Here is a 13,750-nt window from a genome sequence, read left to right as displayed (position 1 = left end):
TTTTGAGGTATGGGCCTTCCCGCAGACGTCGTCCTCGACGGATTCACACTCATTGACCAGCACCGCGTCGACCACGAGTTCTTGCTGAACGGTTCGCCGTTTTCCATCCAGACCCCGCTGTGGTTCGCCGCCACGATGGCCGGCATCGTCCTGGTAGCAGTCGGCCTTTTGTGCTGGGCCTTCCGCCGCGGCGGCCGCGCCGGCATCGCCGCCACCCTGGTTGCCGGGTCGGTGCTGGCCACCGCCAAGCTGTGGTGGCTGGCGGCCTCGCTGGTCCAGCAGTTCGACGACGGCCAGGTCTTCGGCTACGCCCTGCGCTACTACCCCGCCTACTGGGGCGCGGCCGGGTGGGCGCCGGTGGTCATAGCGGCCATCGGCATCGTCGCCGCCCTCATCGTCCTCATCACTGGCCCGCGGGGCCGTCGCCGTACAGGGCGGTAACCTCTCGGCGGCGGGCATCGATGAGCAGCTCGCCGCCGTACGGAATGACGTACTGCGGGCGCTGGTGCCCGATGGGCAGCCCTAGCACCCGGGTTAGTTCCGGGTTGTAGGCATCGACCTGCTCCGACATCTCGGCCAGCAGCGCGCGTGCTTTCGCCGGATCGGGTCTCACCTGCCCGCCGGGGCCGCTAACAGAGTGCGGGGGCAAGGCCAGGGCGAGGGCCGCGACCGCGTCGAAATACCCCGCCTCGCCTAGGGCACGCACGAGTTTGCACACATTGCCATCTCCGAGCGGCTCGTCGGAAAGCTCGAGGAACATAACGGCCCCTGCAAGCTCGGGTGGCTCCGGAAGGTGCCCCATCATGGCCAGCTGCACGACCGTCTGGAGGCACCCGCCCCACGTGCGCCCGCGCACCGCCTTGCGGGCCCCTTCCCAGACATAGGGAGGAAACTCCACGCGGTGACCGTAGCTGTCCAACGCCCGCGGATCCTGCCACTCAACGCCGCGGACTTCGTATGCCGCGGGCGCAGACAGTTCTAGTGTTCCCTGGCCAGCCACGGCGGCTCCCAACGATGCCACGTGTTCCGGATCCATCCCCGGCCCCGGCCCCAACTGCACCTGGGTGGCTCCGCCGTAGAACGAGCGCTTCCCCAACCGCCAGAGAAAATTGTGAATGGCGGTGTTGTCACTGTAGCCGATGAAGGGAACAGCACTGCTGGCCAGCACCTCAGGGTCCAGGTGGCGCAACAACCGGATGGAGTCGTTGCCGCCGGCGACGGCCAGCACCGCCGCACACTCCGGATCCGACATCGCGTGGTTGATCTCCGCCGCGCGCTGCGCGGGGCTAGTCCCGCCCCAAACGGAGGAACCCTCCCTGACCGGCAGGCGGAAAAGTTCTGTCACGCGGGCCATGGCCTGCCGGTGGACCGCGGGGCCGATGACGGAAACCGCTGCCGAGGGAGCCACGACCGCGACGTAGCTCGTGCCGCCGACAGTTAATGGAAACTGTTCAGTCATGTTGTTCTGCCTTTACTTTTCTACAGACCCGCATCCAGCACCGTGATGACGATGTGGATGCGGCTGCGCGCCGGCAGCTTGCGCAGGATGTGCTGGACGTGGGTTTTGACCGTGGTGATGGAGACGAACTCGGCCGCGGCGATCTCAGCGTTGCTGAGCCCCTCGGCCACCAGGCGGGCGATTTCTAGCTCGCGCCCGGAGAGGTTGGCCAGCTTCGCACGCGCGGCGGCCTGCTTGGGAGTGGCCTTCGGCTCGGCATCGAGCAGCGAGCCCACCACCCCGGGCGAGAGGATCTGCTGGCCCTCGTGCGCGGCGCGCACCGCGGCGGTCAGGGCCTTCGGCGGGGTGTTTTTGAGCAGGAAGCCCACGGCCCCGGCGCGCAGGGCGGCGGCGATGAACTCGTCGGTGTCGAAGGCGGTGAGCATGATGACTGGCACGGCCGGGTCGATCTTTTCCACCGCGGTGATGCCGTCGAGCACCGGCATGCGGATGTCCATGAGCACCACGTCGGGCTGCAGGTCGGCGACGACCGCCACCCCATCGCGGCCGTTGCTGGCCTCACCGACCACCTGGATTTCCGGATCGGATTCCACCACCAGCTGGACGCCGCCGCGCACCAGCTCCTCGTCGTCGACGATGACGACCCTAATCATTGCGCCTCCTTGAGCGGCAGGGTGATGCGCACGCAAAACTCGCGGCCCTGGTCGATGGCCAGGTTACCGCCCACCAGCTTCAGCCGCTGGCGCATGCCTTCCAGCCCGCGGCCGGTGCCCTTCCCCGCTACCCCCGCCAGGAGCGGGTTGCTGACGTGGCAGGTGTAGGTGCCGGCTTGGGGCTCGGTGGCCTCCACCACGGTGACCGGCTGGCCGGGCGCGTGCTTGCGGGCGTTGGTCAGGCATTCCTGCAGCGCGCGGGCCAGAGCCTGGGCAGCCGCGGTGGACAGGCGCGGGGTGGCGCCGTCGCTGGTGAAGGTGATGGCGTCGCCGGCCTCCTGGGCGGAGCTTATGATCTCGCGGACGCCGGGCCCGGGGGCCTGCCGCGAGGTGATGGAGCGCAGCACCTGACGCAGGTCGTCGACGGCGTGGGCGGCCTCGGCGCGGATGGTTTCGGCGGAGCGGCGCTGCTGCTCGGGACTCAAGTCCGCGCGCTCGGCCAGGGCCCCGGCGTAGAGGGAAATCAGGCTGAGCCGGTGCGAGAGGCTGTCGTGCAGGTCGCGGGACAGGCGCTCGCGCTCGGCGGTGGCGGCGGCCGCTACCCGGGCGCGCTGGTCCCGCTTGCTGGCCGCGCGCCCCATGCCGACGAGCAGCATGGGGACCATCACCACCGCGAGCGCGGCCAGGAAATACCAGTCGTCTAACGGCGGGGCGCCGCTGGGGTTAAACGCCCAATCCACCAGCACGCCGGCCACCATCGCGATCACCCCGGCCACGGACCACCGGGTGGAGCCGCGCCCGACCAGGGAGATAAAAGCCACCACGGAGGAGGCGAAGCCGAAATAGGAAAAGCTGCAGAGGATCACCAGCACGCTGCAGACCAGCGCCGACCGGGGGCCGGGGTGGGCGGAGTCTTCCTCCGGATCGTGGCGCAGTCCGATAAACAACAGCGGCCACCCCACCAGGCCGACGAGCGCCATGAAAGCCACGTAGGCGCCGAACTCCGGCGTGTCGGCGACGGGTGAATCCTCCAGGTCAATGCCCACCAGCACCAGCCCCACCGCTAGGTCGCACAGGGCGCACAGCACAACGATGCCTATCCGGCGCACGGTCTCCGGTCCCACAGTCATGGGCTCAGTATAGGCGGCCACCGAGGCCGCGAAATCCTCCCCGGGGAGGAGACTCCGCGGTCCATAACCTGACACTGTGGAGGGCATGGACACATTAACTCAGAGTTCTTTTCACCGTGTGCTGCCGGGCGGCTGGTGGCGCCCGTTGCTAGAAGCCGCAGTCTTCATCGTTTTCGCCGCGGTTTTCTTCCTCGGTTTCACCCTGGTCGCCGGGTTCAGCCTGGGCAGCGAGGCCATCGACGCCATCGACGACATGTCCCGGCCCGGCCCCTTCGCCGTCGGCCTAGGGCTCATCATTGTCCTCGGCGCCGCCGCCTGGGTGGCCGCAAGCATCTGCCGGTGCGGCCGGAGCGTGCCACCTGCCCGGCGCGGGGCCGGCGGGCTGTGGTCGGTTACCGGCCGCGTGCGCTGGGGGCTGGCCGCTCAGGCCGTGCTGCCGGCCGCGCTCGCCTGGGCGGTGGCCTACCTCCCAGTCACGGTCATAGAGGGCAATTCCCCGCGGTGGGACTCCACCGCGGCCGTGCTGCTGACACTCACGGTGACGCTGGTTCCGCTGCAAGCACTCAGCGAGGAACTAGTCTTCCGTGCTCTCCTCCCCCAGTGGCTGGGGCGCTGGATCCGATGGCCGTGGCTGGCCTACCTGCCCGGCTTCGGGCTGTTTATCGCCGGGCATGCCTACGATGCCAAGGGGCTGGCCGCCATCGCGGTCTTCGCCGCGGCCGCGACCGTGCTGACGTGGCAGACCGGCGGCATCGAGGCCGCCGCCGTGGTCCACACCGTGGGCAACGTCTTCGCCTTTGGCACCGCGGCCGTGGGCATTACGGACCCCAACGCCGTGGAGGTGAGCTGGGCATCCGTTGCCGCCGAGGTCGTCTTCTCCGGAGGCGCGACCGCCTGGATTCTCTACCTAGTGCGCCGCCGCCCGCAGCTGGTGGCGGCTAGCCCTGCTGGGCTGCCTGACGAGCCGCGTGAATGGTCGGCGACGGAAGCAGCTCCTCAGCCACCAGCCGCTCAAAGGCCACCCCGGCAAGTGCGGCAGCCTGATCGCCCAGAATAGAGTCGTCGAAGCGCGCCAGCGGCGAGTGATTCCACTCGCGCTTGGCCTGCGGGGTCTCCGGGTTGGCGGTACCCAGCCACACGAACGTGCCCGGCACCTGCTGGAGGACGAAGCCGAAGTCCTCGCTCGCCATCATGGGCGAGCGCATAGGCACCACCCGGTCCGAACCGAACTGGCGGGACCACACGCCCGCGGCGAAGGCGTTCTCGCGCGGGTTGGTCTTGGTGGTCGGATAGAGGATTTCGAAGTCGATGTCCACCGCGCAGCGGTGCGCCGCCGCCACGTTCGAGGCCACCTCGGTGATGACTTGGCGGACGCGGTCGATGGCGGCATCGTCAAGCACGCGCACCGTAGCAGAAAAGCCGCACTTGTCCGGGATGGCGTTGATGGCGCCGTCGCCGGCCCACAGGTTGGTCACGGTGATGACCACCGGGTTCATGGCGTCGAAGCGGCGGGTGACGGCGGTCTGCAGGGCCACCTGGATTTCGGCCATGGCGGCGACCGGGTCGATGGCGTCGTGCGGGCGGGAGCCGTGCCCGCCCTTGCCGTGGACGGTCAGCCGCAGGTTGGACGAGGAGGCCATCAGCGGGCCGGGCACGTGGTAGAAGTTGCCGTAGTCCTGCGGGCCGACGTGGATGCCGTAGGCGGCCACCGGGCGGCGGCCGGCGGCATCCAGCACGCCCTCCTCAATCATGGGGCGCGCACCGCCCGGGCCCTCCTCGCCGGGCTGGAACATGAAGATGACGTCGCCGGGGATTTCCTCGCGGTGCTGGCTCAGCAGCTTCGCCGCGCCCACCAGCGCGGCAGTGTGTAGGTCATGCCCGCAGGCGTGCATATAGCCGTTGGTGGCCGCGAACGGGGAGCCGGTGCGCTCCGCGACCTCGAGGGCGTCCATGTCCGCACGCAGCAGGACGGAGACCGGATGTTCGCCACGCTTGCCGCCGCGCAGGACCGCCACCACGGAGGTGACCGAGACGCCCGTGGTGATTTCCAGCGGCAGCCCGGATAGCTCCTCGAGTACCTTGGCCTGGGTATAGGGGGTGTGGTTGCCGATCTCCGGGTTCTGGTGCAGGTCGCGGCGCAGCACCTGCAGGTGCTCGAGCAGCTGTGCTCCGTCCTCGCGCAGGACCTCCCCCGCCGGGCGCGAATCCAGGGTTGCCTGCGTGACGGGCAGCGGGGGCAGCTGCTGGCCCTGCCGCGGCACGGACTGCTCCGGGGAGGGCTGCCGGTAGGGGCCGGTACGGTAGGCGGTTCGCGGGTCCTTTTGCTCCGGGGACTGAGGCACCGTCATCGTGATCTTTAACTCCTTATTACTGGCGTTTAGCCACCGAGCGTACCAAGTTTTTCTCGCCTAGCCCTTCCATCGCACCTGTATACACACTAGCCTGACTCTAATGAGACGCACTTCACTTTTGGCCCTTGCCCCGCTTTTCTTCGTCGCCGCGTGTTCCACCGGCGAATCCGCCCAAAACACCCCGACCCCCGAAGCGGGAAGCACCCCCACCCAGCAATCCAGCCAGACGAACGAGCCTGCCCCGACCGACCCCCAGGCCAGCTCGAGGGCCCAGACATCCACCGACTCCCCTGGCGACGGTGCCGACGCCTCCTCCGCGGCCGAAAACACCGCCGCTACCTTCCGGGAGGACGACGCGGCAGCTGGCGCGAGCAACCGCGCCGTCGACCACGTCGCCTCCGACTACCTCGATCTGGTAAAACGCAACCCCGCCCCCGGCCAGACCGCCACCGTAGCCGGCACCTACTACGAGGTCTGTCTCCTCGGCGACGGCTTCGGGCTGCACACCGTCCTGGCCGGCGAGAACACCAGCTGCGGATTCGGGAGCGCCGTCGTCAACGCCCAGACCGCCGGGCACCACCCCACCGGCGAGAACATCCGGGATTTCTACCAGCCGGAAATCTCCGTGACCAGCCCGACGACGGGCCAAACCTACGCGCTGCAGTGCAGCGTTTCGGCAGACAACTCCATCGAGTGCACCGGCGGGAATAACGCACGCGTGGTGCTCTACTAGCTGGAGCTAGTAAGAGTTAGTCGGAGTCCGTCGACAGCGCGGCGACGAAGGCTTCCTGCGGCACGGAGACCGAGCCGATGGACTTCATGCGCTTCTTGCCGGCCTTCTGCTTCTCCAGCAGCTTGCGCTTGCGCGAGATGTCGCCGCCGTAGCACTTGGCGAGCACGTCCTTGCGCATGGCGCGGATGTTTTCACGGCTGATGATCTTCGAGCCGATCGCCGCCTGCACGGGCACCTCGAACTGCTGGCGCGGGATGAGCTCTTTGAGCTTCTTGGTCATCTTGTTGCCGTAGTGCTGGGCGTGGTCGCGGTGGACGATGGCCGAGAACGCGTCCACGGGATCGCCCTGCAGCAGAATGTCCACCTTGACCAGGTCGGCCAGCTGCTCGCCGGCCTCCTCGTAGTTGAGGGAGGCATAACCCTTGGTGCGGGACTTGAGCATGTCAAAGAAGTCGAAGATGATTTCGCCCAGCGGCATGGTGTAGCGCAGCTCGACGCGGTCCTCGGACAGGTAATCCATCCCGCCCATCTGGCCGCGCTTGGACTGGCACAGCTCCATGGTGGGGCCGACGAATTCCTCCGGCACGATGACCGTCATCTTCACGATGGGCTCGTAGACCTCGCCGACCTTGCCGCCCGGCCAGTCGGAGGGGTTGTGCACGATCTGCTCTTCCCCGTCCTCGCCGACCACGCGGTAGGTCACCGACGGCGCGGTGGAGATGAGATCCAGGTCGAATTCGCGCTGCAGGCGGTCGCGGGTGATCTCCATGTGGAGCAGGCCCAAGAAACCGCAGCGGAAGCCAAAGCCCAGCGCCACGGAGGTCTCGGGCTCGAAGGTAAGGGAGGCATCGTTAAGCTGCAGCTTGTCCAGCGCGTCGCGCAGGTCGGGAAAGTCCGCCTGGGAGATGGGGAACAGGCCGGAATAGACCATCGGCTTCGGGTCCTCGTAGCCGCGCAGCGGGTTGGCCGCGCCGTTCTTGGCCCAGGTGACGGTGTCGCCCACCTTGGTCTCGCGCACGTCCTTCACGCCGGTGATCAGGTAGCCGACCTCGCCGGGGCCCAGCCCCTTGCAGGAGGTGGGCGTGGGCGAGACGATGCCGATGTCCAGGATCTCGTGCTCCACGCCCGTGTTCATCATGAGCACCTTCTGGCGCGGCTTCAGGGTCCCGTCCATCATGCGGATATAGGTGACCACGCCGCGGTAGGTGTCGTAGACGGAGTCGAAAATCAGCGCGCGGGCCGGGGCGTCCGAGCCGCCCTCCGAGGTCGGGGCCGGCACCAGGTCGACCAGGCGGTCGAGCAGCTCCACGACGCCCTCGCCGGTCTTGCCGGACACGCGCAGGACCTCCTCCGGCTCGCAGCCGATGATGTTGGCCAGCTCGAGCGCATACTTGTCCGGATCGGCCGCCGGCAGGTCGATCTTGTTGAGCACCGGGATGATTTCCAGGTCGTTTTCCATGGCCAGGTAGAGGTTGGCCAGGGTCTGGGCCTCGATGCCCTGGGCGGCATCGACAAGCAGGATGGCGCCCTCACAGGCCTCGAGCGCGCGGGAGACCTCGTAGGAGAAGTCGACGTGGCCCGGGGTGTCGATCATCTGCAGGACCATCTGGGTGCCGGCCAGTTCGCCCGACTGCGGGACCCACGGCAGGCGCACGTTCTGGGCCTTGATGGTGATGCCGCGCTCGCGCTCGATGTCCATGTTGTCGAGGTACTGGTCGCGCATGTCGCGCTCCTCTACCACCTTGGACAGCTGGAGAATGCGGTCGGCCAGGGTCGACTTCCCGTGGTCGATATGAGCAATGATGCAAAAGTTCCGGATCTTGGACGGATCCGTGAACGTAGTGGCCGCAAAATTCTCAGACAACGATGTCCCTTAATCTCCTCGAGTAAATAGGTAGTCCGTCCCAGCTTACCCAAGACACGGGCGCTACCGGCAAGTAGGATAGACACATGGTTAACCCCGAGTCTGCTCGCACCTCTTCGCCCTCCTGGGGCCGGAAAGTCCTGCACGCGCTGGGCGTGGGCGACAAGGAACCCATCGACAAGGGACTCAGCCACATCAACCAGAGCCTGGGCCTGCACGGACACCGCACGAGCTGGGAGCCGCGCAAGCCCGCCAGCATCCGGGTGGAGGCCACCCAGGACCGAGCGCGGTCCATCTTCTTCGCCCCGGACATGGACGGCCAGGCCGACTCCGGGGAGGTCGTCTGGGTCTGGGCACCCACCGGCGGCCCGCAGTCCCCGCCCACCGAGCGCGCGGTCCTCGTGGTCGGCCGCACCCGCACCACGGTGCTGGGCCTGCTCATCTCCCCCAATCCGGAGCACGCCGAGGACGACTGCTGGCTGGAGATAGGCTCCGGCGAATGGGACGAGTCCGGCCGGCAGTGCTGGATCCGCCTGGACCGCCTGCTGGAAATCAGCGAGGAGCAAGTCCGCCGCCAAGGCATCCTGTTCCCGCAGCGCCGCTTCGAGCGGATCGCCAACCGCCTGCGCGCCGTCTACCACTGGGCCTAGCACGAAGTCGCGTTTTGGCCGGGCAGGCGCCCGGCTGCTAAGATAGCCGGGTTACTTGGACTCCGGGCGCGTCGGCCGGGCGGGCAGGACCTTGGGTTCGCCTTGTACGCCGGCGCCGCGGCCACCAGCGGTGGCCTGGAGCCATGTCCGGAGAGTGCCCCAAGTTTCGTTGTCAATCAGATCGATTACTTAAGAGGTATTTCTAAGCTATGGCTAACATCAAGTCCAAGCAGAAGCGCGTCATCACCAACGAGAAGGCTCGCCGTCGCAACAAGGGCATCCGCTCCGCGGTCCGCACCGAGATCCGCAAGTTCCGCGAGGCTGTCGCCTCCGGTGACAAGGCTGCCGCTGAGAAGCAGCTGCGCGTTGCTTCCCGCTCCCTGGACAAGTCCGTGTCCAAGGGCGTGTTCCACCGCAACACCGCTGCTAACAAGAAGTCCGGCATGGCTAACGCCTTCAACAAGATGGCCTAAGCCCACCCCGGGTTCATAAATACTGGCCGCCGGCCCGCACACTAGGGAGGATCCCTCCCCGCGGGCCGACGGCCTTTATTTTACCCCTCCAGGCGAACACCTGTTCCCCGCAAGGCGGGCCGCGCGGCCGGCGGGTCGGCCGGGGCGCTAAGATATTGCCACGATGAACAACCTGAAACCTTTGATGAAATGGGTAGGCGGCAAACGCCAGCTCCTACCAGCCATTCGGTCCGCCCTCCCCGCGGCCGGGTTTCAGCGCTACTTCGAGCCCTTCCTGGGCGGCGGCGCGGTACTGCTCGCTCTCGCCCCGGGAAAGGCCACGGTCAACGACTTAAATACCGAGCTCATCAACGTCTACCGGGTCGCCCGCGACCACGTGGACGAGCTCATCGGCCTGCTGGCGGGCTACCCGAATACCCCGGAGTTCTTCTACGAGCTGCGCGCCCTGGACCGCGACCCGGAGGTCTTCGCTGCGCTCAGCGCCGTCGAGCGCGCCGCCCGCACGGTCTACCTGAACCGGACCTGCTACAACGGCCTGTACCGGGTCAACTCCGCCGGCCAGTTCAACGCGCCCTTCGGCCGCTACAAGAACCCGACCATCTGCGACGAGCCCACCCTGCGCGCGGTGGGCGCCTACCTGCGCGACAACGACGTCGAACTGCTCAACGGCGACTACGCGGTGCTGCTGGAGGCCGCCCAGGCCGGCGACTTCGTCTACCTCGATCCGCCCTACGACCCGGTCAACGTCACCAGCTCCTTTACCGGCTACGCCGCCGGCGGCTTCGACCGCAGCCAGCAGGAACGCCTCAAGCGGGCCTGCGACGAGCTGGACGCACGCGGGGTCAATTTCCTTCTGTCGAACTCCGCCACGGATTTCATCCGGGACCTCTATGCGGACTACCCCACCGAGATCGTCGGCGCCACCCGGGCCATCAACTCCGTGGCCTCCAGGCGCGGGAAGGTCGATGAGGTCCTAGTCCGCAACTACACCGACACCGCAGGAGGAGCCACCGCATGAGGCGGCCCACCGACGCCGAGGCCGCCGAAATAGCCGAGCTGCGCGACCGTTTTGGCATCGGCAAGGACACGAAACTCGGCGTCAACGACGTCGGCTGGCTGCGCGTCTTCGCCGCCGAGGAATTCGCCGCGCCGCTTGCGCGCGACGGCTTCGCCCGCATCACCGCCTCCCGCCTGAAGAAGATCAGCCGGCGCGAGCCCCGGCTGATGGCCAAGCACGACTACTCCAGCTCGCGGCCGTGGCCATTCCGCAAATACGGCCTGTCCGTGGTGCCGCTGTCGCGGGATACCTACCTGGTCGGCAAGTTCGGCCTCTACCAGGAATTCGAGCGCGGGCCGCAGCCCACCCGGCGCCTGCCGGTGCCGGCCGACATCGAGTCCCTGGACTTTTCCCAGTTAACCTCCGAGTCGCTGGCCCTGGCCGCGGCGGATCTTAGCGGCATCCTGGAAGACTTCATCGGCAGCGCTCCCCTGCGCTCGACGGTCTCAGGGCGAATGTCCACCCACCAGATCCCGCTGCGGCTGGACGGCCGGGACTTCACCGTAAACCGCGCGCAGATGGAGATCGACGGCGGCTACGAGTCCGCGGACTGCTTAGTGCTCATCGAGGCGAAAAACCACCTGCCCGAGGACTTCAACATCCGCCAGCTGTACTTCCCCTACCGGCGCTTCCGACAGGTGGTCTCCAAGCCGGTGCTGCCGGTCTATCTGTTGTATTCGAACGGCGTTTTCCACCTGTTCCTCTACGCCTTCGGCGACGAGAACGACCCGCGCAGCATCCGGCAGGTGCGCTCGGCACGCTACTGCCTGGGCAGCACCCAGCTGACGGCCGCTTCACTCCTCGACGCCATCGAGCGCACCCGCGTGGAACCGGAGCCAGCCGCAGCGCCCTTTCCGCAGGCGGATTCGTTTGCGCGCGTGGTCAACCTATGCGAGCTTCTCGACGCCAGCGAGGAGCCGCTGACCAAGGACTATATCCACACCGCCTACGGCTTTACCGCCCGGCAGGCGGACTACTACGCGAATGCGGCGGCCTACCTCGGCCTGGTCCGCATCAGCCAGCGAGGAGTGACCCTGACCGAGCTGGGCGAGCAGGTCATGGCGCTCGATGACCTGGACGCGCGCAACTTCGCCATCGTGGAGCGCCTGGCCGCCCGCGGGGTCTTCCGCACGGCCGCCCAGCGCGCGCTGGCCGGGGAAAAGATAGGCCGCGACGAGGCCGAGGAGATCATGCGCGGCGCAGGCTTGGGCCTGGGCGAGACCACCCTCAAGCGGCGCGCGGCCACCGTCGCCGCCTGGACCGAGTGGGTCCGGGACCTGGCCCACGCCGCCCAGGCCGAGCCCGCGGCCGGGCAGCCGGGCCTATGGGAAGAGGATCTCCCGCAGGCCGTTGACCGCCAGCAGGACGCCAGCCACCAGGAAGAAGGCGCCGGCGGCGATGTCGATCCAGGGGCCGGCCGCCAGTAGCTTCCGCCGGACCGCGTTGGTGGAAATCACGCAGCTGAGCGCGACGAAGAGGAGGAAGCTGGACAGCGACAGCGACAGCACCAGCGCGACCGAGAGCCCCAGCGGCGGGTGCGCCGGCAGCAGCGGCGCGATCATAGCGGCCAAAAACAGCACAATCTTCGGGTTGGACAGGTTGGTCGCCAGCCCCAGCCGGAAGGCCTGGCGCATGCGGCCGAGCCGCTGCACGGCGTCATCCAGGCTCTGCGGCGGGTTGCGGCGCTCCGCCAGCCCGGCGCGCATGGTCTTCCAGCCCATCCACACCAGGAAGGCGCCGCCGATGGCTTGGACGAAGCCCAAAACGGACGGGAAGGTGCTCAGCAGCGCGGCCGCGCCGAAGACGGTCAGCGTGCACCACATCAGCACGCCGACCTGGATGCCCGCGGCGGCGGCGATGGCGTGCCGGCGGGACTTCGTGGCGTACCGGGTCACCAGGATGACGTCGGGGCCGGGGCTGGCGGCCCCGACCAGGTTCATCACGATGATCGCGAGAAACGATGACCAGCTCACGAAAGGCGCTCGACCAGGTCGGTCCGCTCAAACATGCGCGCGGTATCCAGGGCGCTGGGGGTGCCGGCCTGCGGATCGGCGCCGGCGGCCAGGAGGGCGTCGATAACCGCGTCTTCCTTTTTAAAAATGGCGCCGGCCAACGGCGACTGGCCCCGATCGTTGAGGAGGTCCACGTTTGCACCCTCCTCCGCCAGGGCAGCGACCAGCTCGGCGTGGCCGTGGTAGGCGGCGAGCATGACGAAGGATTGCCCCTCGTGGTTGACCAGGTCGATATTCACGCCCTGGTGGATGTAGTCCAGCAGCGTCTTATCGCCCTGGCGGGCCATATCGAAGAGGCGGTTAACGAGGTCTTGCAGTTCCGGTCCAGGTGCAGTCATGCACTCCAGCCTAATCTTTGGCCGCGGCCGACCGGCCTTAGGCCCGGCTTTTTATCCGGCCAGCTCCGCGATCCGGCGCACCGCCGACTCCACGGCGAAGTCCGGGTCCTTGCCGGACTGGCCCTTGACATCGTAGTCGAGCTCGTCGATGAGGATGACGGCCTCCGTGACCGCCCGGCCGGACCAGCGGCGGGCCACCGGTTGGGTCAGCTTGACCACGTACGGGTTCAGGCCGGTCTGCTTGGCTAGGGAATACTGGTCGCCGCGGGCGGAGTACAGCCGCGCGATGGCGCTGACCTTGTTGGCCAGGGCGCTGGCGATGGCCACCGGGCTTGCGCCCAGCTGCAGCGCGCGGCGGCAGGTGGCCACCGCGGTGTTGGTCTTGCCCGCGACCGCGGCGTCCGCGATATCCCAGTTGGCCACCTCGGCCACGCCGGAATAGTATTCTTGGACCGCCTGCATGGTGACGTTGCCGCCGGTGTCCGCGACCAGCTGGCTGACCGCCGAGGCCAGCTCTCGCAGATCCGAGCCCACGCCCTGGAGCACCGCGTTGACCACGTCGGGGGTCGGCTGCACCTTGTGGCGGGAGAATTCCTTGGTCACCCAGCGGCCCAGCTCGTTCGGGTAGAGGGAAAAGGCGTCGTGGCGCTCCCCCAGCTTTGTAAACGCCGTGACCAGCTCGGGCTGCTTCTTCTTGTTTTTCAGGGTTTTGGCCGTGACGCTGTAGACCGCCACCAGGGTCATGCCCGGGGCCAGCTGCTTGGCGCAGTTAATCAGCAGGCCGGTTAGCTCCTTGCCGACCTTCTCGGCGTCGGTGACCACGATGAGCCGGTTGTCGCCGAAGAGGGACGGGCTGGTGGCCTCGGCCAGTTCGCCTTCGGTGACCTCACTGGCCCGCAGGGTGGTCATCTCCGGGGTCTGGCCGGTATCCGCCGCGACCTGCTTGGTGATGGTACGGCGGGCGCGTTCGGTGAGGAATTCGTCGTCGCCGACGATGAGGTGGACCGGTGAAGCTGGCATGCCCTTCATC

General features: G+C 67.7%; 15 protein-coding genes. 7 read left to right on the top strand and 8 right to left on the bottom strand.

Features of this window, described 5'->3' with window-relative positions:
* The first annotated feature begins 9 nt into the window (after positions 1-9).
* A complete protein-coding gene (locus QQS53_RS04390; protein ID WP_472774695.1) occupies positions 10-441 on the top strand; it encodes a hypothetical protein in 432 nt (143 codons plus the stop codon).
* Here QQS53_RS04390 and QQS53_RS04385 read toward each other — a convergent pair.
* Genes QQS53_RS04385 through QQS53_RS04375 form a run of 3 tightly spaced genes read right to left on the bottom strand, consistent with a single transcriptional unit; the run spans position 404 to position 3,242 of the window.
* Positions 404-1,459, bottom strand: a complete 1,056-nt coding sequence (locus QQS53_RS04385) for an LD-carboxypeptidase (protein WP_472774694.1) — start codon at positions 1,457-1,459, stop codon at positions 404-406. The genes QQS53_RS04390 and QQS53_RS04385 overlap by 38 nt on opposite strands.
* Positions 1,460-1,479: 20 nt before the next feature.
* Positions 1,480-2,112, bottom strand: a complete 633-nt coding sequence (locus tag QQS53_RS04380) for a response regulator (RefSeq protein WP_472774693.1) — start codon at positions 2,110-2,112, stop codon at positions 1,480-1,482.
* Positions 2,109-3,242 (bottom strand): sensor histidine kinase, encoded by a 1,134-nt coding sequence (locus QQS53_RS04375; RefSeq protein ID WP_472774692.1) that lies wholly within the window; start codon positions 3,240-3,242, stop codon positions 2,109-2,111. Before QQS53_RS04375 ends, QQS53_RS04380 begins: the two co-directional genes overlap by 4 nt.
* Positions 3,243-3,327: 85 nt before the next feature.
* On the opposite strand from QQS53_RS04375, the gene QQS53_RS04370 reads away from it, so the two are divergent.
* Positions 3,328-4,299, top strand: a complete 972-nt coding sequence (locus QQS53_RS04370) for a CPBP family glutamic-type intramembrane protease (RefSeq protein ID WP_472774691.1) — start codon at positions 3,328-3,330, stop codon at positions 4,297-4,299.
* Here the strand turns inward: QQS53_RS04370 and QQS53_RS04365 are convergent.
* Positions 4,181-5,590, bottom strand: a complete 1,410-nt coding sequence (locus tag QQS53_RS04365; RefSeq protein WP_472774690.1) for a M20 metallopeptidase family protein — start codon at positions 5,588-5,590, stop codon at positions 4,181-4,183. The two genes, QQS53_RS04370 and QQS53_RS04365, sit on opposite strands and share 119 nt — an antisense overlap.
* Before the next feature lie 103 nt (positions 5,591-5,693).
* Here QQS53_RS04365 and QQS53_RS04360 point away from each other — a divergent pair, with 103 nt between their 5' ends.
* Positions 5,694-6,326: a hypothetical protein gene (locus tag QQS53_RS04360; protein ID WP_472774689.1), complete on the top strand. Its 633-nt coding sequence runs from the start codon at positions 5,694-5,696 to the stop codon at positions 6,324-6,326.
* A gap of 16 nt (positions 6,327-6,342) precedes the next feature.
* Here QQS53_RS04360 and lepA read toward each other — a convergent pair whose 3' ends face one another.
* On the bottom strand, positions 6,343-8,190 hold the full coding sequence (gene lepA, locus QQS53_RS04355) for a translation elongation factor 4 (RefSeq protein ID WP_472774688.1): 1,848 nt from the start codon (positions 8,188-8,190) through the stop codon (positions 6,343-6,345).
* An 86-nt stretch (positions 8,191-8,276) separates the two neighbouring features.
* Between lepA and QQS53_RS04350 the strand changes: the two genes are divergently transcribed.
* The 4 genes from QQS53_RS04350 (at position 8,277) to QQS53_RS04335 (ending at position 11,797) form a co-directional block, all read left to right on the top strand.
* The gene (locus QQS53_RS04350) at positions 8,277-8,840 is read left to right on the top strand and encodes a type II toxin-antitoxin system PemK/MazF family toxin (RefSeq protein ID WP_070769037.1); all 564 of its coding nucleotides are present in this window, start codon (positions 8,277-8,279) and stop codon (positions 8,838-8,840) included.
* A 209-nt stretch (positions 8,841-9,049) separates the two neighbouring features.
* Positions 9,050-9,313, top strand: coding sequence for a 30S ribosomal protein S20 (gene rpsT / locus QQS53_RS04345; protein WP_070769038.1), 264 nt, complete (start codon positions 9,050-9,052; stop codon positions 9,311-9,313).
* A 163-nt stretch (positions 9,314-9,476) separates the two neighbouring features.
* A complete protein-coding gene (locus tag QQS53_RS04340) occupies positions 9,477-10,331 on the top strand; it encodes a DNA adenine methylase (protein ID WP_472774687.1) in 855 nt (284 codons plus the stop codon).
* Positions 10,328-11,797 carry a type II restriction enzyme gene (locus QQS53_RS04335; protein WP_472774686.1) on the top strand — a complete coding sequence of 490 codons (1,470 nt, stop codon included), beginning with the start codon at positions 10,328-10,330 and terminating at the stop codon, positions 11,795-11,797. The genes QQS53_RS04340 and QQS53_RS04335 overlap by 4 nt, the downstream gene beginning before the upstream one ends.
* Here the strand turns inward: QQS53_RS04335 and QQS53_RS04330 are convergent.
* Genes QQS53_RS04330 through holA form a run of 3 tightly spaced genes read right to left on the bottom strand, consistent with a single transcriptional unit; the run spans position 11,693 to position 13,749 of the window.
* On the bottom strand, positions 11,693-12,343 hold the full coding sequence (locus tag QQS53_RS04330; RefSeq protein WP_472774685.1) for a LysE family translocator: 651 nt from the start codon (positions 12,341-12,343) through the stop codon (positions 11,693-11,695). The two genes, QQS53_RS04335 and QQS53_RS04330, sit on opposite strands and share 105 nt — an antisense overlap.
* Positions 12,340-12,720, bottom strand: coding sequence for an ankyrin repeat domain-containing protein (locus QQS53_RS04325; protein WP_368520323.1), 381 nt, complete (start codon positions 12,718-12,720; stop codon positions 12,340-12,342). The genes QQS53_RS04330 and QQS53_RS04325 overlap by 4 nt, the downstream gene beginning before the upstream one ends.
* Positions 12,721-12,771: 51 nt before the next feature.
* The gene (holA, locus tag QQS53_RS04320) at positions 12,772-13,749 is read right to left on the bottom strand and encodes a DNA polymerase III subunit delta (RefSeq protein ID WP_448879059.1); all 978 of its coding nucleotides are present in this window, start codon (positions 13,747-13,749) and stop codon (positions 12,772-12,774) included.
* Position 13,750: the final 1 nt, after the last annotated feature.

The organism is Corynebacterium sp. 2571A, assembly GCF_055700935.1.
The sequence above is the reverse complement of the archived record's forward strand: the minus strand, read 5'-3'. Positions and strand labels throughout refer to the sequence as shown.